Source organism: Gemmatimonadota bacterium (genome assembly GCA_016719105.1).
Classification (GTDB): Bacteria; Gemmatimonadota; Gemmatimonadetes; order Gemmatimonadales; family Gemmatimonadaceae; genus SCN-70-22.
Map to the genome: position 1 here is coordinate 605,484 of JADKAQ010000046.1, position 20,573 is coordinate 626,056.

The following is a 20,573-nucleotide window of genomic DNA, read 5'->3' on the forward strand; positions in this document are numbered from 1 at the left end:
CACCGGCGCGGCACGCAACCGGTCGCTCGCGTGCGTCGCTCAACGCGCGGCGTCCAGCGCACGGTGTTCAACGCACGGTGCTCGACGCGCGGTGCTCAGCGCGCAGGGACGGGACAGGTCGCCAGCCGCAACGGCTCCTCGCCCCCTTCGCTCGTGAGGACGAAGCGCCCCCCCGACGCACCGAGGAATCCGATCCCTTCGCCCTGTCGCTCGGCCAGGGCGTCGAGCGCGCAGAGCGCCGGCGCCACACCGCGGCGCGGAAGCCCGGTGGCCGAATCGAGGGGGAACGTGGCGACCCACGTGTAAGTGCGCACCGCGAGAAAGCGCCCATCGGCCGAACGCGCCGCGTCGGTCACCATGCGCTTGCGTCCTCCCCCCGGGAACTCAGGAAGCGAATCGACCAGCGCCGCGATCGCCGAGGTTCCGGCAGTCCACGCCGAGGCGGGGATGCGGTAGAGCCGTGGCCGCTCGTCGTCGACGCCGACGAGGTGCCCGCTGACCTTCGTGATCAGGACGATGGCGCCGTCAGCTGCCACGTACATCGCCTCGACATTGTGCGCGCGATCGGGAAAACGCACCGAGAGCACCGTGGACTGCAGCGCGCCGCGCGTCCCCCCGGCCCGGCCCAGTGGTTCCGCGATGCGATAGATCTCGAGGGCGGTGCGTTGCCGTTCGTTGTCGCCAACGTCGCCCACGTACACGCACGAGGCCGCACGCGCGGCACCCCGCTCGCCACACACCCCGACGGCGAGCGCCTCCCAGTCGCGATTGCGTGCGCCGCGAATCGTCCAGCGCCCGCGGTGTGCCCCCGTCGTGTCGAAGGCGAAGAGGTCGGCGTCGTGCCCCGAGTCGTTGATCGTGTATACCACGTCGGGGGCCACCGCGCTCACGGCAGCGGCCGAGCGCTCGAGCGTCGCCAGCGGTTCCGCCAATCGCAACGTGACGACCGCGGTCGCCGCAGGCACGGTGTCGGCTTTCGCCTTCGCCTTCTTGCCCTTCCCCTTCTGGTCCCCTGCGCGCCGCCGCGTCGCCTGCTGCCCCCCTCCCTGGTCCGTGCGATCGGACGCCCCTGAGCCGCACGCAGCGATCAGGGCGAGCAGCAGGGCGGCCATCGGAATCCATCGACGGCGTGGAAGTGGACGCATTCGGTCGGGCGGTCGCAGCGATGTGGGGTGGCTAGGCACGGTCTTCCTCGTCGTACCCCGCGGGCCACGATCGGACCGGCGACTCCTGCGGCACGGCGTCGCGGCGCAACATGTAGAGGACCACGTCGCCCGCAATGTCGTCACCGGCCCCCGTGGTGCCGCGGCCAAGCCCCTCGACCTCTTCGGCGCCCAACCTAACGAACCCCATGTGCTCGGCCAGGCGCACGGCGCGCACGTTGTGCACGGCGCAGCGAATCGCGACCGCGGCCATGTCGCGCCGAAAGAGCGCCTCGTGACAGAGCGCCGCGGTTGCCTCGCTCGCCAACCCCAGCCCTCCGACGTCGCCGCGCAGCCAGCACCCCACCTCGAGCGTGTCGTCGCGACCGGTGCGATGCAGCCCCGCCCCGCCGACGACCACTTCGCCGTCGGCGGTGAGGAGGGCGAAGGGCCAGTCCCGATCGGCGTCGAAGTCGCGCGCGAACCGATCGAGGCGCAGGAAGAGCTCCGCCTGCGGCGATGGCTCCTGGCGTGCCCACGCCAGCCACGGGCGCAGGTGCTCGAGACTAGCCCCGATCGCCTCGGCGAGGCGCGGGGCGTCGTCGGGCGACCAGCGACGGATGACAAGGCGCGCGGTACGTAGCCGCGAGGCGAACGTCACGAGGGGGAAAGCGAGGGGATGTCGGACGGTCGGTCACCGCAACCACACGGCGGTGGCCGCGTACTGTCGGGTCGCGGCGCCGCGCTTGACTCGCGCGGGGGCCCAGCGAGTTTGTACGGGAGACACGCCGACGGCAAGGACGTCGTTGGTACGCTCGTCTGCGCACGCCGCCTCTGCACCGCGCGCGTCGCGCATCCGCACGTCACCGCCGGCCACGCAGAGGGACGCCCGCCGTTGTCGTCATCCCACGCGCTCCTGACCATCGTTCGACGCACCCGCACGCTGTACCGGGGGGTGGGCGCGCTTTCGTTCTGCGCCCTCGTCGCGTCCGGCTGTGCCAGCGAGCACGAGGCGGCCAACCCGTATTCTGGCGACCCGGCGGACTTTGCCTGGGCGCTCCCCGCGGAGTGGCCCCTCCCCACCATTCCGGCCGACAACCCGATGTCGCCGGCGCGCGTGGAACTCGGGCGGCGCCTTTTCTACGACACGCGCCTGTCCGGGAACGGCGCCTTTGCCTGCAGCTCGTGCCACCGGCAGGAGTTCGGCTTCGCCGATGCGCGGAACATCTCGTTAGGTAGCACGGGCGAGCCGCATCCGCGCAACTCCCCCACCATCGCCAACAGCGGCTACTTCCGCGTCCTCACCTGGGCCGACCCAGTCACCCCGGACCTCGAGCGACAGGCGCTCGTCCCGATGTTCGGCGATCATCCCGTCGAGCTCGGACTCAAGGGGATGGAGGGGCAGCTCCTCGATCGCCTGCGCGCGGTGCCGTTTTATCGGCAGCTCTTCCCCATCGCGTTCACGGGAAGCGCCGATCCGTTCTCGGTGGCCAACGTCACGCGGGCGCTCGCCGCCTTCCAGCGCACCGTCGTGACGGGGAACGCGCCGTACGACCGGCAGCTGCGCGGGGTGGCCGGTGCGATGAGCGCTGCGGCGCTGCGCGGGCAGCAGCTCTTCTTCTCGTCGGCGCTCAGATGCAGCGAGTGCCACCGCGGCCCGCTCTTCACCACCGCGGCGACCTTCGATGCCGACGCCGCCGGCCGGCCGGCCTTTGCCAACAATGGGCTCTACAACATCGGTGGTGACGGGAGCTATCCCGCCGACAACCGCGGGTTGCTCGGTCGCACCGGCCGGCCGGAGGACATGGGGAAGTTCCGCATCCCCACGCTGCGCAACCTCGCCTTCACCTTCCCGTACATGCACGACGGGAGCATCGGGTCACTCGAGGATGTGGTCGAGCACTACGCGCGCGGTGGACGCCTCATTCCCTCCGGGCCGCTCGCAGGCGATGGACGGAACTCCCCCTTCAAGGATCCGCGCATTGCCCCACTCGTGCTGTCGACGCAGGACAAGGGCGACCTCGTGGCCTTCCTGCGCGCGCTGAGCGACTCGTCGCTGGTCACCGATCGGCGGTTCTCGAACCCCTGGGCGCTGCCGTAGGGCGAAGACGCGAGCACAGCGAGCACCCCAGCGAACGCTGGGGTCCAGCACGGCGAGACGACGAGTGAAGGCCCGAGCCTAACGACCTGGTTTTTCGCTCACCCGCTCCTGCTTGTCGTCGATCCGGCGCACCGGGCTTCCCGCGTAGGTCGCGCCGGCCTCGAGTCGCGCATGCTTGGGAACGAAGCTCAGGGCGCCGACCTTGCAGCCGTCGCCGATATCCACGTCGATCCCGATCACCGAGCCTACGCCGATCGTCACGTTGCGCCCTACACGGACCGTGCCGGTCTTGACACACCCGTCCTCGACCGTGTGCCCGGACAGGTGGACGTCGTGCCCGATGACGGTGCCGTCGCCGAACGACAGCAGGTCGTGGTCGATGATGGCGACGCTGTTCACCCACACGCCGCGCCCCATCTTCGCACCGTTGAGGCGGAGGAAGAGCCCCCAGAGCGGCGTCCCGCGAAAGGGCGTTCCCACCAGCAGGCGTACCGCGTGCGAGCACATCCCTCGGCGCGCCCAGTCCAGCACCGGCCAGCCGTACTCGACGATCGGCATCACCTGCCCGAGCGGGGTGCGCCAGCCGAGAAGGCGGATGGCCGCCGCGGTGGCGACGATGAGCGTCAGCGCGCTCAGCAGGCAAATCGGGAGCAACCCGACTGCGAGCACGACGACACGTTGCCACGTTGCAGTGGGGAGGTAGGGGGCGATCCCGTGCAGCGCCAAGGCGCCCGGCAGCGCCGCCACCCCCAGCAGGAGCGACTGCACCACGAGGTAGCTGGCGACTGCCCAGAGAAAGCGGATCCTGGCTGCGATCATCGCTCGCACTCCCATGGGCACGAGGACTCCAAAAGCGGTGAACAGGGCCGCCTCCACGACGATGCCTGACATCCTGCAGAAGGACCAGAGCACTTTCCCCGACGCGGTGGCCGACGAGCATGTCATCGGCGAGCCGGCTTCGGTCGGCGCCTTCCACATCGAAGGAAAGGGCCCCCCGCTCGTCCTCGTCCCCGGCATGGATGGGACCGGACGTCTGTTCTACTCGCAGATTCCCCGGCTCGCCCCCCACTACACGGTGGCGACGCTCAAGCTGCGCGACAACGCCGACCGCATGGAGCTCCTCGTGGAGGATCTGGCGCGCCTCATCCGCGCCATGACGCGCACCGGCGAGCCCGCGATCGTCTGCGGCGAGTCGTTTGGAGGGACGCTGTCGATGAGCCTCGCCCTCGCGCATCCGGAGCTCGTGAAGCGGCTGGTGGTGATCAACTCGTTCTCGCGCTTCCTCCCGCAGCACCGCCTCGATGCCGCGCTGATCTCACTGCGCTTCATTCCGTGGGGGGCGATGCTCCTGGTGCGGCGCTTCACCTCGGCCGGCATGCACTCGCCGCACACGCACCGGCGCGAGATCCACCGCTTCCTGCAGGAGATGCGCTACACGACGAAGGAGGGATACGTCAATCGCCTGCGTATCCTGAAGCGCTACGACATGCGCCCGCACCTCGGCGAGCTCACGATGCCGACGCTCTTCGTCGCCTCGACACACGACCACCTGGTGCCGTCGATGGAGCAGGCGCGCTACATGATGGCACGCGTGCCTAATGCCTCACTGCATGTGCTCGAGGGGCACGGACACATCTGCCTCATTGCGCCGGGGGTCGACCTGGGCGAGATCCTCGCACAGTGGAGCCACGCCGCGTAGCCGCCCATGCGCGGGCGTACGCCGATGGACACGCCCCAGCGTGACGAAGGGCGCCGGAGCCATGTGGCCCGGCGCCCTTCGAGACGAGGAAGGCTACGGCGCCTACTCGACGCCTGGCGGCCGCCGCTGCCCCTGCCCACCCGGCCCAAACTGCTGCGGGTTACGAATGCGCTCGGGGACCTTCTCCCACTGCTCTGGCGTCAGGATCGCCTGCGCCGACTTGAGCGCCGCGGTGCGTTCCTTCTGTGCCGCCTCCATCTTGGGGCGAATCTTCCCGAAGAGTGCCCCCATGTCGGGGTTGGCACCGGCGTCCTTCATCAGCTTCTGGAACTCCTCGCCTAACGCCTTGTTCTTGGCGGCCAGCGAGTCGCTGAGCGGCTGCAACTTCGCCACCTGCTCCGCCGTGATCGCGATCGAGTCCTTGAGCGCCAGGATGGACTGCAGCGGGTTGGCGTTCATCCCGCCCATCCCGAAACCGCCACCAGGTCCGCCACCCTGAGCACCCTGCGCCCCACGCTGCCCCTGGGCACCGCCCGGGCCACCGAAGCCCCCGGGCCCGCCCGGGCCGCCACCGCCGATCATCCCGCGAATCATGTCGCGGAAGCGGTCGGGGCCCAGCGTGTAGCGCGCCTGCACGCCCAGCTGGAAGGGGACGGTGATCCCGTTCTGCCCGGCGCGGTTGGCGCCGAAGCGCTCGTTGACCTCGTACGTGTACGCCTTGGTGTTGGGATCGAAGCCGCGCACGTACAGCAGCGTGTTGTCGGTGCCGCGGAACTGCCCCCAGCCGCGCAGGTTGTCGGAGCCGTGCAGGAGCTGGTCGAGCCCGCCTAACGTGTTCACGGTCAGGACCGAGATCGCCAGGCGGCGGTTGAGGCCCAGGAAGTTGGGGCGCCAGTTGAGCTGCAGGTCGAGTGACGGCTGCCACGGCCCACGGCACGAGTTGCGCCCGGCGATCCCGCCAAGCTGCGCGTTGAGGCACGACTTGACCGCGTCGGGCGAATTCTCGAGCAGGCGCTGCATTCCCGCGGCGACCGTCGGCGAGCTGGCCACCGACGGATCGAAGAGGAAGGCGCGGTCGTTGCGCGATCCGTCGCCGTTGATGTCGGCGCCCACCATCGGCGTGAACGGCGACCCCGAGCTCATGCGCCCGAATGCCGTCACTTCGATGGCCTGGTTGAACGGATAGGTGATCGTTCCAACGATCGTGTGCCGGCGATCGAAGTCGCTCGGCGCCCACTCGCGGATGTTCGGGTTGCCGGCCGTGGTGGGACCGCCGAAGCTGCTGAATCCACCGCCGCCACCAAAGCCACCGAACGGGCCACCGCCGCCACCGCCATTCGCCCCCTGGTCCTTGGTCTGCCCCCACGTGTACGAGAAGTTGAGGATCGCCCCCTTCGAGGTGATCCCGCCCATCGAGACGGTGACCTGCTTGGAATCGCTCGACAGGTCGGACCCCGTGGCCAGCACCTGCCCGAAGGCATCGTTGCGGCGCGAACCCAGCACCGAGACGGCGCCGGTCAGCGGGACGATCGTCGTCGCGTCGACGAAGACCGGGCGACCGGCTTCACTCGTGAGGCCAAACTGCGGCGTCGAGCGCAAGTTCACGTCGGTGTAGCCGGTGAGCGCCACGCCGCGCGCGTACGAGAAGTCGACGTTGATGTTGTAGCGCTGCGCGAAGCGATGCTGCACGCCCAGCGACGAACGGATCGAACGCGCGGCCGAGAAGTTGTCGTCGAAGACGGTGACGTTGGGGCGCGAGGTCGGGAGGAACTGGTTCCCACCGGTGGCGCACGACGTCGGGATGGCCGACGGATCCTGCGAGTAGAGGTTCCAGTTGGGGACCGGGACACCGGCGCCGATGCAGACGAGTTGCGACTCGTTGTCGGGGAGGCCCGTGGCGCCGGCCGCCGAGGCGACAAGGCCGATGGAGGGGGCGGAGCGGAACTCCCCGATGCCGCCGCGGATCACCCACGTGGGCGGGGCGAAGCGGCCCTGCTCGGGGATCCCTAACGAGTAGGTGAAGCCGATGCGCGGGCTCACGCGGAACTCGGTGGGGACCTCATCGGTGCGGAAGCCGAAGGCCTGCTGCACCGCCGGGTTGTACGTGGGGGTGGAGCCGAAGTACGACCCTTCGGCGCGCGCCCCGACCGTGAGCTGCAAGGCACGCGAGACGCGCCACGTGTCGCCGAGGTAGAGGGCGGCGTTGGCCCCCGCGCCCTCGCGCAGGCGCGGCGTGAGGGTGCGCGTGTAGGTGGCCGGCGTCCCGTTCTCGAAGTCGGCGAGCGAATTGAAGCTGTACGTCCCCCACCGGTTGGTGGTCACGTCACGCTCGAACGACTGCAGGTTGAAGAGGGCGCCGAGCTTGAAGCGGTGCGCCCCACCCTCGGAGAGCCACGACGTCTCGTTCGTCCCCTCGAAGGCGTTGGTACGCCCCTTCTGCGGGAGCCCGGTGTTGCCGCCAAAGGTGAGCGTCGAGATCCCGGTCTCCCCGTCGCCTAGGTCCGACGCGACCTGCACTCGGCCGAACGGGAGGGTAATGAAGGGGTCGCCGGCGTTCTTGTTCACCGACGTGTAGAGCTTGAGCTCGTTGAGGAAGCGCCCGCCGATGTTGCTGGTGAGTGTGGCCGCGAGGCCGCCCCCCCAGTTGCGCGAGTCGCCACCGGTCTGCGGGAGCGAGAGCGTCCCGATGCGTGTCGGGTCGGAATTGCTGAAGGAGTAGTCGCCGCGAATGGAGAGCGACTGGCCGCCTTCGGTGAGGTAGTCGAGGCGAACGATCCCCGAGTAGTTGTCGGCGGTGCGATCGTTGGCGAGGATCCCGCGGGGGGCGATCCCGGCCCCCGAGGCGAGGTTGAAGAAGCGCGTGACCGAGTCAGGGGCGACGCCAAAGCGCGAGAGGGTCGAGGCGTCGGCGTTGCCCAGGTTAGGGACGATGTCTTCGCGCCGCCGGAGCTGCAGGGCGGTGAAGAAGAAGAGCTTGTCCTTGATGACCGGGCCGCCGAAGCCGCCGGAGAACTGGTTCTGGTTGAAGCCCTGGGCCAGCGGCGACGGGTCTTCGCCCTCGACCGAGAGCCCACGATCGCGCAGCGAGTACGTGAAGTTCCCCTGCGGCGTATTGGTCCCGCTGCGGGTGGTCGACGCGATCTGGCCGCCGGAGAACTGCCCGCGGGCGACATCGTATCCCGAGGTGATGACGCGCGAGTTGCGCACCGCCTCCTGCGGGACCTGCGACGAACCGAAGGAGAGGCCGTCGAGGGTGATGTTGTTGGCGGTCGGGGCCTGGCCAGCGACCGAGAAGCCGGCCGAGGCCGAGTCGCTCCCGGTGATGCTGACGACGCCGGGGGCGGTGAGGGCGAGGTTGGTGAGGTCCGAGGCGTCGAGCGGGAGGCGCGCGGCCTGGTCCGTGTTCATCGCCCGTTCGACCGAACCGGGGGCCGGTCGGTCGCCCTCCCGCGGGACGTTCTGCCGCGCCTGGACGGTGACAGCGGCGAGCACCGTGGGGTTGGTCGTCATGCGGATGGTCACCATCAGGCGATCTTCATCGGCCTGCCGAGCGACCATCACTGTCGAGGGGGCGAGCCCGAGTGACCGTGTGATGACGCGATACTGGCCCCCTCCGTCTGGAAACAGGACGGTGAACTTGCCAGCTGCGTTCGTGCGCGCGCGCCGGGTCACGTTCGATTCGATGGACGTGACTTCAACGGCCGCCCCTTCGAGCGGCGTGTTGGTCTCGGCGCGAATGACCGTGCCGGTGATGATGTCGGTGGAGGCGCCCATCTGGGCGCGGGCGATCGCGGGGGAAAGCAAAGCGAACGCCAGAAGGGCCCGGCGCACCAGTGGCGCGCGCAAGAGGCCTGCAATAGTCAGCACGAGTCAAACCCTCGGGTGGTACATCTCTGGGGACCGACGTAGGACGGTTCGGTACGGCGATTGTTAACGCGACCCGCGCCGGCGGTGTTGTCGATTCGTCCCGGCTGGGACGCTAAGCTTCTGCGCTGATTGGCATTATCGGCCCATGCGGACGGCTTGCCATCTGCGGGCGACCGTTCGTCCCGTCCCACAGACCGTCCGTGCGTGCGGAGTCGCCGTGAATCGGGCCGCGCGACACCTTCTCTGGCCACCGGCCATGTCTTCCGAATTCGTCACGTACTTCCGCCTTGGGGTCGGCCACATCGCCGACCTCAAGGGCTACGACCATATCCTGTTCATCGTGGCCCTGGTCGCGGGTTACGCGCCGCGCGACTGGCGGCGACTGCTCTGGCTGGTCACGGCCTTCACCGTGGGGCACTCGGTCACCCTGGGGCTGGCGACGCTCCAGCTGGTCCGGGTCCATGCGCCAACCATCGAGCTCCTGATCCCGGTGACCATCGTCGTCACCGCCGGGTACTCCATGCTGGCCCGTCGCCGCTCGGAGGCGACCGGTGAGGCGTACGCCCCCGAGCGTCATGCGCTCCTGTACGTACTTGCCGGGTGTTTTGGCCTTATCCACGGGCTGGGGTTCTCCAACTTCCTTCGGGCGATGCTGGGCGGCGAGGAATCGATCCTCCTGCCGCTCTTCGCCTTCAACGTGGGGTTGGAGATCGGCCAGCTGGCAATCGTCGCCGTCGTCCTGCTGGCCGGGGCGGCCGCCTGCGAGCTGGCGGGGCTGACGCGCCGCCGCTGGGCGACGGCGCTTTCGCTGGTGAGTGTGCTTGCCGGACTGCGAATGATCGTCGAACGCCTGCCCGGCGGTTGAAGGCGCCGTCGTTACTGCCACTGCTGATGCCACTACTGCTGCCACGGTTGAAGTGACTGCGCCCGACTCCAGTTCCCGCGCGCTCCCTTCTTCCGGTGTCCCCGCTCTCTCTGTTCTCCCGTTTCTCCTGTTCTCCCCGTCTTCCCGAACCCTGCCACCATGCGCGTCTCCCATCTGGTCTTCTCGTCCCCAGCCGACGCTGGGGCTGTCGTCTCGTCCCGGCGTTGGCTGTGGCAGGCGTCTCGTCTCGTGGTGTGGCTGGCGCTCGCCGCGCCCGCGGCCAACGCCCAGAACTGGCTCAACGCCAAGGACAAGAAGACCAACCAGTCGTCGTTCCGGGCGATCGACGAATGGCCCGACCCTAACGAGTTCCGCAATGCGGCCGGGTCGCCGGGCTCCCGGTACTGGCAGCAGCGCGTGGACTACGCCATCAAGGCCTCGCTCGACACGGTGGCGCACACGGTGACCGGGTCGGAGCGGGTGACGTACCACAACAACTCCCCCGACCAGCTCTCGTACGTCTGGTTCCAGCTCGACCAGAACATCGATCGCGCCGATTCGCGCGCGGCGCTGGTGCAGCAGGCGCTCCCGTCGCGCATCCCCGAGCAGGCGCGACGCTTCCTGGCCCCCGAGGCCTTCGACGGCGGCTACAACCTCACGCGTGTGCAGGTGGTGGACGCCAAGGGGATCAAGACCAACGCCCGCTACGTGATCAACGGCACGGTCATGAAGGTGCACCTGGCGGCGCCGATCGCGACGGGCCAGAAGGCCGTGATCGACATCGACTGGACCAACAAGGTCCCCGAAGGCGGGCACAACGGGCGCGGCGCCAAGGAGCTGGTGAAGGACGGCTGGCTGTACGAACTCGCGCAGTGGTTCCCGCGCGCCTCGGTGTACGACGACGTGAACGGGTGGGCGACCGACCAGTTCCTGGGGCAGGGCGAGTTCTACCTCAACTTCGGCACCTACGACGTCGAGGTGACGGTCCCGCGCAACCACATCGTCAACGCGACCGGGGTGCTCACCAACCCGACACAGGTGCTCACCGTCACGCAGCAGCAGCGCCTGGCCAAGGCGTGGACGAGCGACACGCCGGTGTTCATTGTTGCGCCTGACGAGGTGATGAAGCCCGCAGCGCGCCCCGCCGGCACGGCGCCGCTCACGTGGAAGTTCCACGCCGAGAACGTGCGCGACTTTGCGTGGGTCTCCAGCAAGACGTACGTGTGGGACGCGATGGGGTTCAAGTACCGCCCGACCGACAAGACGATCGAGCTGCACTCGCTCTATCCGCGCGACGCCATGCCGCTCTGGGACTCCGTCAGCACCAAGGCGATCGCCCAGACCATGAAGACCTACGGGCGGATGTCGTTCGAGTATCCGTATCCCAAGGCGGTCAACGTGCACGGCCCGGTCTTCGGGATGGAGTACCCGATGATCGCCTTCTGCGGCGCGCGCCCGACGCCGGACGGCAAGGTCTCGCCGGGGTTGGCCCGTGCCCTCATCTCGGTCACCATCCACGAGGTCGGGCACAACTGGTTCCCGATGATCGTCGCCTCGGACGAGCGCAAGTGGACCTGGATGGACGAGGGGATCAACTCGTTCCTGCAGTACTACGCCGAGAAGGACTGGGACCCCAACTATCCCACGCAGCGCGGGCCGGCGAAGAACATCGTGGGATACATGAAGCAGGACGCGCAGGTCCCGCTGATGACCGAATCGAACGACATCCAGGCGCAGTTCGGCAACAACGGCTACTCCAAGCCGGCCGCCGGACTGGTGATGCTGCGCGAGCAGGTGCTGGGCGACTCGCTCTTCGACGAGGCGTTCAAGGAGTACTCGAAGAAGTGGATGTTCAAGCACCCGCAACCGGCCGACTTCTTCCGCTCCATCGAGGACGGCGCGGGGGAGCAGCTCAACTACTTCTGGCGCGGCTGGTTCTACACGACCTACGCCAACGACCAGTCGATAGCCGCGGTCGAGTCGCAGGCCGGCGATTCGTTGTTAGGGCCGGCCAAGGCGGGGCAGACGTACTACCGCGTCAAGATCGAGAACAAGGGCGGTCTGGTCCTGCCGCTGCAGATCGAGGTCACGTATGACGACGGCACGAAGGAGCTGGTGAAGCTCCCCGCCGACGTCTGGCGTCGCAACGAACTGGCCTTCACCTACGGCTTCTTCTCGAAGAAGACGGTGACGCAGGTGGTGCTGGATCCCAAGGAAGCGCTGGCCGACGTGGATCGGTCGAACAACACGTGGAAGAAGCCGAACACGGTCTCCTAGGCTCTAGCGCTTCTTCGCGGCCGGCTTCGCGGCCGGCTTCGCCTTCTGCCGCGCGTCGTACTGCCAGTTCTGCGATTTCCCTTGGGCGATCAGGGCCACCGCTTTCTCGACGCGCGTGGCCTTGGTCTCCTCGCGCTTGGCGTCGGCGATCCAGGCGGCGTACTCGCGCCGATGCGAAGGAGCGAGTTTCGCGAACGCGGCGGCCGCCTTCTTGTTGCGCGTGAGTGCGGCCTCGAGTTCTGGCGGGATCTCGACGGGTTTGGCCGCGGTCTTCTTCGCCTTGGCGCGCTGCCCGACGACGTGCGGTGCCGGCACGCCCGCCTCGTTGAGCGTCATCGCCGTCTTCACGTAGCCGGTGAGGATCGCCTTCGACGGAAGCTCCTTCACCGAGGTCAGCTTCCCGAGCTGCCCCATCCCCTCCTCCTTGCCGTCGGGGACGACCAGCACCCCCTTCCAGAAGAAGAGCCCGCAGTGCGCCTTGAAGGCGCGCATCGCGCAGATGATCTCCGACTTGTACGTGAAGAAGGGAAAGCTCCACTTGATCTCTTCGACCACGTCGGGGCAGGCGGCGTGCACCACGTCTCGTATGTGCACGAGGATCGGCTGCGCGAACGGCGCGGCGTTGGCGATGTAGCGATCGACCTGCGGAGTGCGGACGCCCATGGCGAGATCTGGATAACGAGAACGGGTGATTGGGGCGCAGACGACGAGCGCCTGGGATGCCTCAGCGTCCCCTGAATTGCGGACGGCGCCGCGCGCTGTCAATCGGGACGCCGTTTTCGCTAGCTTCGGGAGTGACGATTCCGCGCACTCATGGGAGCGCGGGTCGCTACGCCAACCGACGACGGAGTTCGCGATGCATCAGGTAGCGTTGCTGGGGACGGGACTGCTGGGATCCGGGTTTGCGGAGGGGTTTCTCACGCGCGGCGGGGTGAAGCTGACGGTGTGGAACCGCACGCGCGCCAAGGCGTTGCCGCTGGCCGAGAAGGGAGCGACAGTCGCCGACGATCCCGAAGAGGCGGTACACGGGGCGACGATGGTCCACCTCGTCCTCCTCGACGACGCCACGGTCGACAGCACGATCGAGCGCATGCGCGACGGGCTGTCGCACGACGCCATCATCGTCGACCACACCACGAACCTCCCGGCCCGCGTCGCCGCGCGCGCCGAACGGTTGGAGCACGAAGGGCTCCGCTACCTGCACGCCCCGGTCTTCATGTCGCCGGCCGCGGCGCGTGCGGCACAGGGAATCATGATGGTCGCCGGGCCGCCGGGGCGATTCGAACAGGTGCGCTCGGCGCTGACGCCGATGACCGGCGATCTGTGGTACGTGGGCGAACGCCCCGACCTGGCCGCCAGCTACAAACTCTTCGGCAACGCGATGATTCTGTCGATGGCCGGCGCCATGGCCGACATCTTCCACCTGGCCGACGCCCTCGACGTCCCGCGCGCCGAGGCGTGGTCGCTCTTCTCGCGCTTCAAGCCGGAGAACATCTATCCGGTGCGCGCGAAGAAGATCCTCGCCGAAGATTACTCGGCGTCGTTCGAGCTCGAAGTCGCCCGCAAGGATGCGCGCCTGATGCTGGAGTCGGCGGCCAATCAGCCGATGCCGGTGATAGCGGCGATCGCCGCGCGCATGGATGCGCTCATCGCCGAGGGGCTCGGGGCGCAGGACATGGCGATCCTCGGCCAAGTACCGGAAGCCGGCAAGATCGGTAGACGCGACAACGCCAGCCCTGCGCGCGGGCGGCGCGGCGGGGCTGCGCGTCCCCATGTGCGATGGCCTATCGATCCCGATCCGCACCGACACGTACGCCCGACGCCCCGCACCCGGCTCGAAGAACCGTCCACGCGTGGCGTTGGTGACGACGTTGGCCGCGTAGTGGCGGTCGAACAGGTTGTCGATGCCGACAACCGGCTGGATTCCAAGCCGATTGTGCGGGGCGAGGCCCATCCGGGCGTTCCAGAGCACCCAGCCGGGGGCGTAGTTGGTGTTGGCGTCATCGGCCGCGGTGCGACCGGCCTGCTGCATCTCCAGCGTCGCAAAGCCGAAGCGCTGGCGCGCCGTGGCAAAGAGCGTCGACATGATCGGGGCCACACCCGGGACCGCGTTCCCGTCGAGGCGCGTGGTGCCGACGAGGTAGTCGTCGTAGGTGTAGTCGATGGCGGTGAACGTTCCCCCGAGGTCGACGGGACCTAACGCGGCGGAGACGCCGAGCTCTGCGCCACGGCGACTCGTTTCGCCCGCGTTGCGGAAGTAGCGACGCCCGCCGCTGTTGGGAATCTCGAACGGGATCAGTTCATCGCGGGTGCGAATGCGAAACAGGGCGAGGTCGACGAAGAGCCGGCGCCCCACCCCCCCCTTGAGCCCCGCCTCCAGCGTCCCGCCGCGCTGCGGTTGCAGCTCGCGATTGAGCCCCGCCGAGCCGTCGGGGCGGTTGGCGAGTTCGGTCGTGGTGGGCGTCTCGAACGACGAGGCCAGGTTGGTGTACAGGGCCAGCATCGGGCGCACGCGGAACGAGAACCCCAGCATGGGCGTGAAGGCCGACATCGTGCGCGACTGCACCGCGCCACCGACGGCATACCGGGCGCGGTAGTCGCGCACGCTGAAGGCGGTCTGGTCGCCGCGCAGCGTCCCGGTGACGGTAAGCCAGGCGCGATTCACCTCCCCTCGCGCAAAGACGCCGGCGCTCCCGACCTTCTCCAGTTGGTGGATCGTCTCGCTCCCCTGGTCGGCGACGGTAGGGCAGGTCGCCACGGGACGCCCGGCACCGACGCGTCCGGCGCAGTTGTTCCAGTTGCGGCGGTCGTCGCGCTGCGACTGTACGTCGGTGCCGACGGTGAGGCGCCAGAGGTGATTGCGCGTGAAGCCACGCTGCTCGAGGCGCGCCGAGGCGCCTAACGTGCGCCGGTCGAAGCCAACGATGGCGAACGCCTGTGGGTTGTACAGGTCGCGCCATCCGGAGAAGACGGTCGCGCTGGCGGAGCCGGCATCCCACGACTGCTCGCCGGTGAGCGAGAGGAGCTTCTGCCCCACCTCCTTCCGGGCGCGTCGCAGGATGTTCTGCGAATCGGCGACGGTCGGCACGTCGCGCAGCTCGGTCGCCGTCACCGCGCCGGGGTTCTCGGCCGTGGGGGCGTCGTACCAGGTGAATTGGGCGCGCAGCGCGCTGTTGTCGCGGCGCCAAGCCGCATCACCCGAGACCACCGACGAGCTGAAGTCGGCATAGTCGCGCGGCCCGTCGCCCTTGTTCCCCGTCGAGGTGACGCGCCAGCCTAACGCATTGTCCTTCGCGCTCCCGGCCAGGGTGGTGTTCCAGCGATAGGCATCGGCGTTGCGCACGAATCGAAAAGCGGGATCGAATCGCACCTTGGGGAAGGGATCGCTCTTGAGCTCGAGCACCCCGCCGGACGCATTGCCATACAGGGCTCCGGCTGCCCCTCGCATCACCTCGGCGCTCCCCACCCCTTCGAGATCGACGAAGTCGACCGCCGTCTGCCCGTCGGCGAGGGTGAGGGGGACGCCGTCGCGCACGACCCGCACCCCGCGAATGCCAAAGGCAGATCGCGCGCCAAAGCCGCGGATGGCCAGCCGGGGGTCCTGCGTGGGGTTGTAGCGGTTGGAGACGGCGAGTCCGGGGACGTTGATCAGCAGTTCGGTGAGCGAGGCCCGTCGGATCCCGCTGCGTCCGGAGTCGACCTGCAGGCGCGAGACGCCGAAGGGGAGGTCGAGAACCGAACGCGAACCCTCACGCGTCACCGTCACGCGCACCGGCTGCAAGCGGCGGGTGCGCGTGGAATCCTGCGCGTGGGCGCGGGTGGCGAGTGCGCCCACCGCGAACGGAACCACGAGGGTGAGCATGCTGCGAACACGTACGGCCATATCTTTCGCCACGGGGTATTCCTCGCTCCGGTCCTCGCCACATACGCACTCGGCACGCCCGATCCCGACTGACGTGACCTTCGTCGCCAATCCTAGCCGCGCGCGCAGCGCCGCTGCAATCACGGCATTGCCGCCAGCGCGCCGGGGGAGGGTCGGGCGCCTTTGTGGGCTCGGTGTCGCCGTCGCGCTCCTTGTCGCTGGTGTGCGCCCAACGCCTGCCTTGGCGATCGTACCAGTGCCGCATCGCTCCGCCCCAAGAGGCGCGGCGGTGCACGACATCCACCTGACCTATTCGCGGGTGGTGGTGGACGGGGCGAGCGTGCTGTGGCGGGTGCGCCTGTTCCGCGACGACCTGGAGAAGGCGCTCGCCGTGTACACGAAGAATCCGGCGTTCAAGGTGTCGACGCCGGGGGCGGACTCGGTCTTCGCCGCCTACTTCAACGCCGAGGTCCCGGTCACGGCCAACGGAAAGCGACTCACCGGGCGGGTGCTGCAGTCGGGGAAGGACGCGGAGGTCACCGATCAGGACATGTGGTGGTACCTGATCGAACTCCCCTCACCGTCGACGGTTACGACGTTCACGACGCGCGTGGGGCTCCTGTTCGAGCACTTCACCGACCAGCGCAACGTGGTGACGCTGCTCAAGATGCCGGGCGAGGGTCGTCACTCGCTGTACTTCGTGCGGGACGATGCGCGCATGCAGACGCTTTCCTTCTAGAAGGTGCGCGTGCGGCGAGCGGCTTCACGGGCGATATGCCTCCTCTTCCTCACGGCGCTGGCCGGGTGCAGGCGACAGCACGTGCAGGCGGCGCCGATCCCTCCGCTCCGCCCCCTTCGGAGTTGCGACGCGATTGCACGGCCGGTCCCGACTGACTCCATCGCACCGTTATTCCGCCGCCGCTCGAACCAGGACGCGTTCGTGCGCATCAGTCGGACGGTCCCGGGCGGCTTCGCGAGTATCGATCGGGATTCGACGGGACGATTCGTCGTTCGGATGGTGGACACGACGAAGGCAGACACAATCCGGGCAGCATTGCGCGAGCCGTTCACGGCTGGGCGATCGCCAGTGGAGAAGGCGGGAATCCTGCGCGAGCTTGCGACGGCGAGGGCGGAGCGGGTGTCATGGAGCATGGCGCAGCTGATCGACTGGAACGACTACGTTGCGACGTTCGTGATCGGGGGACCCGCGGTGGTGGGGGTGGGGGTGAACGTGCATCGCCAGCGAATCGAGGTGGACGTCGCGGACGAAAACGGACCGGACGTTGTGGAGGCACGGCTCGGGAGCCGCCGAATCCCGTGCGGACTGGTCGTCATCAAGATCACCGGGCCGGTGCGACTTCTCTGATCCGTCGCTTGGCCCTTTGCCACTCTGGCAGCCAGTCTGCCGGTCGCGCAGGCTCGAGTCCCACTCCGCTTTCACTTTGGCAAGTTCTGGTCGGCATGCACGATGCCTCCTCCGCGTGGCGTGCGAGTCCATCTCGCAACACCCAAACCCACAGGAGGTAGTCGTATGGTTACCATCACGCCGCTCAACACGATGCTCGACCGCATGGTTACCCTCAGCCGGGCCATGGATCAGGCGTTCGTGAACGGGTCGCCCGACGCGCTTGGAAAGACGGCCGCCCAGCCCAGCTGGGTTCCCGAGCTCGACGCCTGGGAGACCGAGGGTGAGTACCTGGTGCAGCTGGACCTTCCCGGCGTGAAGGCCGAGTCGGTCGACATCGGCTTCGAGAAGAACACGCTCAGCATTCGTGGCGAGCGGGAACGCAGCATCCGTGCTCCGGAGAAGGGGGAGGTGCGCGTCTTCTTCGCCGAGCGCGACTGGGGGACGTTCACGCGGTCATTGCGCTTTCCGCAGCACGTGGCTGGCGACAACATCTCGGCGACGTTCGACGCCGGGGTGCTGACGATCCGCATCCCCAAGTCCGAGGCGGCCAAGCCGCGCAAGATCCAGATCCGCACCGCGAGCGAGACGAAGCAGGTCGAGGGCTGAGTCGCGCGCGCCGGGAGCGATCCCGGCAATCAGGAGTACGTACAGCAGGGGAGTGGAAGCCGGCTCCGAGGGATGGAGCCGGCTTTTCCGTTCGGGACGCCGGGAGGATGCGTGCTGGCGGTACGGAGGGGAATGAATGGATGACGGAGGTGAGCGGGGCGGGGGGTAGCGTTGTTTTTGGGGGGGGCCCCCCACGCCGCCGCCGGAATCCCACCGACTCTACCGACGCTCGGCTCCCGCGAACGCCCGATCCCCCACCCGCTCGAACGGCCGATAGGCGCTCCCACCGCACGCCGGCACATTGCGCCCTGTCACCTCGCGCTCCCCCGCGCCGCATCTCCTGTGAGGCCGTGCCATGTCCGCTTCAAATCCCGCATCAACTCCCGCATCAACACCCGCTCCCACGACCCCCTCCGTGCTCCAGTCGCTCTCTGACGACCTCGCCGCTGCCGTCGCCAAGGCGTCCCACTCCCTCGTCGCGATCCACGCCCGCCGGCGCATTCCGTCGACCGGCGTCATCTGGCGCCCGGGGATCGTCGTCACGGCGCACCACACCATCCAGCGAGAGGAGCGGATCACGGTCACACTCGCCGACGGGACCTCCGTCGGCGCGACGCTCGCCGGGCGCGACCCCACCACCGACATCGCCGTCCTGCGACTCAACAGCGAGGTCGGCGTCCCCATCGAGCGTGCGGCCACCGGCGCCGCTCGCGTCGGCCAGCTCGTGCTGGCGTTAGGCATGCCCGGCCCCGCGGTCACCGCGGCGCTTGGCGTCGTCAGCGCCACCGGCGGCGAGTGGCGCACCTGGCACGGTGGACGCATCGACCAGTTCATCCGCCTCGACCTCGCCATCTACGACGGCTTCTCGGGCGGCGCGGCGATCGATGCCAGCGGGCGAATGCTCGGGCTCAACTCCTCGGGACTCGCGCGCGCCTCGGCCATGACGATCCCGCTGGCCACCGTCGAGCGTGTCGCCGAGCAGCTGCTGACGTCGGGACGCGTGCGGCGCGGCTACATCGGGTTAGGGGTGCAGCCGGTACGACTGCCCGCCGGCGTCGTTGCGGCGCACGCCCTGCCCCGCGAGGTGGGGCTCATGGTCGTGTCGATCGAGGAAGGGGCACCGGCGCACGCCGCCGGGATCTCCCTGGGCGACGTGGTGGTTGCCTGTGCAGGGGAGGCGGTGGCCGATCCGTCCGAGCTGCTCGCCGCCCTGACGGGCGACCGCGTCGGCACGTCGGTGACGCTGCGCGTGCTGCGCGGCGGCGCCCCGCAGGACATCGCCGTCACCGTGGGTGAACGTCAGACGCGTAGCGATCGCTGACGCGAGGGATGACATGGATTCAACATCGTTTCTCTCCCCCGCCCTCGCGGCGGAGCTCGAACTCGACGGGCTGGCGGCGCTGGTGCGCGGCTACACCGTGCAAATCGCCAGCCGCAACGGCACGGCGTTGGGGTCGGGTGTCGTCTGGCATCCGGACGGCCTCGTCGTGACCAACGCCCACGTGGTGCGTGACCCCCGCCCGGTCCTCTCGGTAGGCGGGGCCGGGGAGTTCGAGGGACGCGTCGTCGCCCACGATGCGCGCCGCGATCTGGCGCTCATCAGCATCGACGCCGCCGGACTGGTCGCCGCCCCGGTCGGCGACGCCGAGTCGTTGCGCGCCGGTTCGCTCGTGCTCGCGCTCGGTCACCCGTTAGGCGTGGCGCACGCGCTCACGCTCGGCGTCGTGCACGCCGTCACCACGACGCGCGGAATGCCGCGCTACATCGCCGCCGACGTTAGGCTGGCCCCGGGCAACTCGGGGGGACCACTGGTCGACACGTCAGGGCGCGTGGTGGGGATCAATGCGATGATTGTCGGCGGGCTCGGCGTCGCCATCCCCAGCACGGTGGTGCGCGCCTTCCTGCGCGACGCGGCGCGCAGCGGCGCCGTGTCGTACACCACCCCGCTCGCCGCCTGACGGGGCGCCCCGGGTGATCCGACTCGCCCTCGCCGCCCCGTCGGCGATGCTTCTGGCCGGACTCGAGGCCCTGGTGATGCGCGATGGCGCCTTCACCGTGGTCGAACGCATCGTGCACCTCGACGACATCGCCGAAACGCTCGAGGGGGCCGACGTCGAGGTCGTCGTCGCGGTGGTCGACCGGCCCGATCGTTTCGCCCTCCCGAGCGCCATCGATAGTGATGCGTCGGGGCACCGCTGGCTCCTCCTGGTCGATGCCGACGCGCACGAGGTGGGCGACTGGGTACGGCGCGGGGCCCGCGCCGTGCTTCCGCGCGACGCCGAGGGGCGCGAGATCCTCGCCGCAATCGAGGCGGTGCACGCGGGGCTCGCAGTCGTGCCGGCCACCGTGGCCAGCGCCCTCACCAGCTCCCCCGCCCGCTCGGCGCCGCGACTCACGAACGCGATCGCGTCGGCCCCCCTCTCGCCTCGCGAACGGGAGATCCTCGCCCTGCTCGCCGAAGGGCTGGGCAACAAGATCGTCGCCGCCCGACTGGGGATCTCCGAGCACACGGTCAAGACGCACGTCGCATCGATCTTCCAGAAGCTGGGCGCCGACACCCGGGCCGAAGCGGTCGCCATCGGGGCACGGAGCGGGTTGCTCCTGCTCTAGCCGACAGCGCGCCGGGGCACGACCGGGGCACGACCCGGGCCGAGCGTCCTGGCAGCGCCGAGGGCGAGGCACACCCGATGGGCGGTCGCTACAAACCCCACGGCGGTGCCCGATGTCTGAGGGAGTGAACCCTTTC

16 protein-coding genes are annotated in these 20,573 nt (G+C 68.9%); 10 read left to right on the forward strand and 6 right to left on the reverse strand.

Annotated features, from left to right (window positions below):
- Positions 1 to 95: 95 nt before the first annotated feature.
- Both IPN47_26620 and IPN47_26625 read right to left on the reverse strand, forming a co-directional pair.
- On the reverse strand, positions 96 to 1,112 hold the full coding sequence (locus tag IPN47_26620; protein MBK9411554.1) for a hypothetical protein: 1,017 nt from the start codon (positions 1,110 to 1,112) through the stop codon (positions 96 to 98).
- Positions 1,113 to 1,176: 64 nt separating this feature from the next.
- On the reverse strand, positions 1,177 to 1,803 hold the full coding sequence (locus IPN47_26625; GenBank protein MBK9411555.1) for a GNAT family N-acetyltransferase: 627 nt from the start codon (positions 1,801 to 1,803) through the stop codon (positions 1,177 to 1,179).
- 234 nt (positions 1,804 to 2,037) lie between these two features.
- Here IPN47_26625 and IPN47_26630 point away from each other — a divergent pair, with 234 nt between their 5' ends.
- Positions 2,038 to 3,243 carry a di-heme enzyme gene (locus IPN47_26630; protein ID MBK9411556.1) on the forward strand — a complete coding sequence of 402 codons (1,206 nt, stop codon included), beginning with the start codon at positions 2,038 to 2,040 and terminating at the stop codon, positions 3,241 to 3,243.
- A 78-nt stretch (positions 3,244 to 3,321) separates the two neighbouring features.
- On the opposite strand, the gene IPN47_26635 is transcribed toward IPN47_26630, so the two are convergent.
- Positions 3,322 to 4,134: a hypothetical protein gene (locus IPN47_26635; GenBank protein ID MBK9411557.1), complete on the reverse strand. Its 813-nt coding sequence runs from the start codon at positions 4,132 to 4,134 to the stop codon at positions 3,322 to 3,324.
- On the opposite strand from IPN47_26635, the gene IPN47_26640 reads away from it, so the two are divergent.
- Positions 4,124 to 4,942 carry an alpha/beta hydrolase gene (locus tag IPN47_26640; GenBank protein ID MBK9411558.1) on the forward strand — a complete coding sequence of 273 codons (819 nt, stop codon included), beginning with the start codon at positions 4,124 to 4,126 and terminating at the stop codon, positions 4,940 to 4,942. The two genes, IPN47_26635 and IPN47_26640, sit on opposite strands and share 11 nt — an antisense overlap.
- Positions 4,943 to 5,044: 102 nt before the next feature.
- Here IPN47_26640 and IPN47_26645 read toward each other — a convergent pair whose 3' ends face one another.
- Complete coding sequence (locus IPN47_26645) at positions 5,045 to 8,746, reverse strand: carboxypeptidase regulatory-like domain-containing protein (protein MBK9411559.1); 3,702 nt, start codon at positions 8,744 to 8,746, stop codon at positions 5,045 to 5,047.
- A gap of 319 nt (positions 8,747 to 9,065) precedes the next feature.
- Here IPN47_26645 and IPN47_26650 point away from each other — a divergent pair, with 319 nt between their 5' ends.
- Entirely contained in the window at positions 9,066 to 9,674 is a 609-nt protein-coding gene (locus tag IPN47_26650) for a HupE/UreJ family protein (GenBank protein MBK9411560.1), read from the forward strand.
- Positions 9,675 to 9,833: 159 nt separating this feature from the next.
- Positions 9,834 to 11,951, forward strand: a complete 2,118-nt coding sequence (locus IPN47_26655) for a M1 family metallopeptidase (GenBank protein MBK9411561.1) — start codon at positions 9,834 to 9,836, stop codon at positions 11,949 to 11,951.
- A 3-nt stretch (positions 11,952 to 11,954) separates the two neighbouring features.
- Here the strand turns inward: IPN47_26655 and IPN47_26660 are convergent, their stop codons facing one another.
- Together IPN47_26660 and IPN47_26665 are read right to left on the reverse strand one after the other, a co-directional pair.
- Entirely contained in the window at positions 11,955 to 12,614 is a 660-nt protein-coding gene (locus IPN47_26660) for a YdeI/OmpD-associated family protein (GenBank protein ID MBK9411562.1), read from the reverse strand.
- A 166-nt stretch (positions 12,615 to 12,780) separates the two neighbouring features.
- Positions 12,781 to 15,813 carry a TonB-dependent receptor gene (locus IPN47_26665; GenBank protein ID MBK9411563.1) on the reverse strand — a complete coding sequence of 1,011 codons (3,033 nt, stop codon included), beginning with the start codon at positions 15,811 to 15,813 and terminating at the stop codon, positions 12,781 to 12,783.
- Between the two features lie 289 nt (positions 15,814 to 16,102).
- Here IPN47_26665 and IPN47_26670 point away from each other — a divergent pair, with 289 nt between their 5' ends.
- The 6 genes from IPN47_26670 (at position 16,103) to IPN47_26695 (ending at position 20,437) form a co-directional block, all read left to right on the forward strand.
- Positions 16,103 to 16,552: a hypothetical protein gene (locus tag IPN47_26670; GenBank protein ID MBK9411564.1), complete on the forward strand. Its 450-nt coding sequence runs from the start codon at positions 16,103 to 16,105 to the stop codon at positions 16,550 to 16,552.
- A gap of 276 nt (positions 16,553 to 16,828) precedes the next feature.
- Positions 16,829 to 17,179, forward strand: coding sequence for a hypothetical protein (locus IPN47_26675; protein ID MBK9411565.1), 351 nt, complete (start codon positions 16,829 to 16,831; stop codon positions 17,177 to 17,179).
- Between the two features lie 165 nt (positions 17,180 to 17,344).
- Positions 17,345 to 17,827 (forward strand): Hsp20/alpha crystallin family protein, encoded by a 483-nt coding sequence (locus IPN47_26680; protein MBK9411566.1) that lies wholly within the window; start codon positions 17,345 to 17,347, stop codon positions 17,825 to 17,827.
- Between the two features lie 415 nt (positions 17,828 to 18,242).
- On the forward strand, positions 18,243 to 19,148 hold the full coding sequence (locus IPN47_26685) for a trypsin-like peptidase domain-containing protein (protein ID MBK9411567.1): 906 nt from the start codon (positions 18,243 to 18,245) through the stop codon (positions 19,146 to 19,148).
- Between the two features lie 13 nt (positions 19,149 to 19,161).
- Complete coding sequence (locus tag IPN47_26690; protein MBK9411568.1) at positions 19,162 to 19,785, forward strand: trypsin-like peptidase domain-containing protein; 624 nt, start codon at positions 19,162 to 19,164, stop codon at positions 19,783 to 19,785.
- Positions 19,786 to 19,798: 13 nt separating this feature from the next.
- Positions 19,799 to 20,437 (forward strand): response regulator transcription factor, encoded by a 639-nt coding sequence (locus IPN47_26695; protein MBK9411569.1) that lies wholly within the window; start codon positions 19,799 to 19,801, stop codon positions 20,435 to 20,437.
- Positions 20,438 to 20,573 lie beyond the last annotated feature (136 nt).

Excerpts from the sequence above, each read along its gene's own strand:
- IPN47_26655 (MBK9411561.1), top strand. The coding sequence starts at position 9,834 with ATGCGCGTCTCCCATCTGGTCTTCTCGTCCCCAGCCGACGCTGGGGCT.
- IPN47_26675 (MBK9411565.1), top strand. The coding sequence starts at position 16,829 with ATGGTGGACACGACGAAGGCAGACACAATCCGGGCAGCATTGCGCGAG.
- IPN47_26635 (MBK9411557.1), bottom strand. The coding sequence starts at position 4,134 with ATGTCAGGCATCGTCGTGGAGGCGGCCCTGTTCACCGCTTTTGGAGTC.
- IPN47_26640 (MBK9411558.1), top strand. The coding sequence starts at position 4,124 with ATGCCTGACATCCTGCAGAAGGACCAGAGCACTTTCCCCGACGCGGTG.
- IPN47_26620 (MBK9411554.1), bottom strand. The coding sequence starts at position 1,112 with ATGGCCGCCCTGCTGCTCGCCCTGATCGCTGCGTGCGGCTCAGGGGCG.
- IPN47_26680 (MBK9411566.1), top strand. The coding sequence starts at position 17,345 with ATGGTTACCATCACGCCGCTCAACACGATGCTCGACCGCATGGTTACC.
- IPN47_26665 (MBK9411563.1), bottom strand. The coding sequence starts at position 15,813 with ATGCTCACCCTCGTGGTTCCGTTCGCGGTGGGCGCACTCGCCACCCGC.
- IPN47_26690 (MBK9411568.1), top strand. The coding sequence starts at position 19,162 with ATGGATTCAACATCGTTTCTCTCCCCCGCCCTCGCGGCGGAGCTCGAA.
- IPN47_26650 (MBK9411560.1), top strand. The coding sequence starts at position 9,066 with ATGTCTTCCGAATTCGTCACGTACTTCCGCCTTGGGGTCGGCCACATC.
- IPN47_26660 (MBK9411562.1), bottom strand. The coding sequence starts at position 12,614 with ATGGGCGTCCGCACTCCGCAGGTCGATCGCTACATCGCCAACGCCGCG.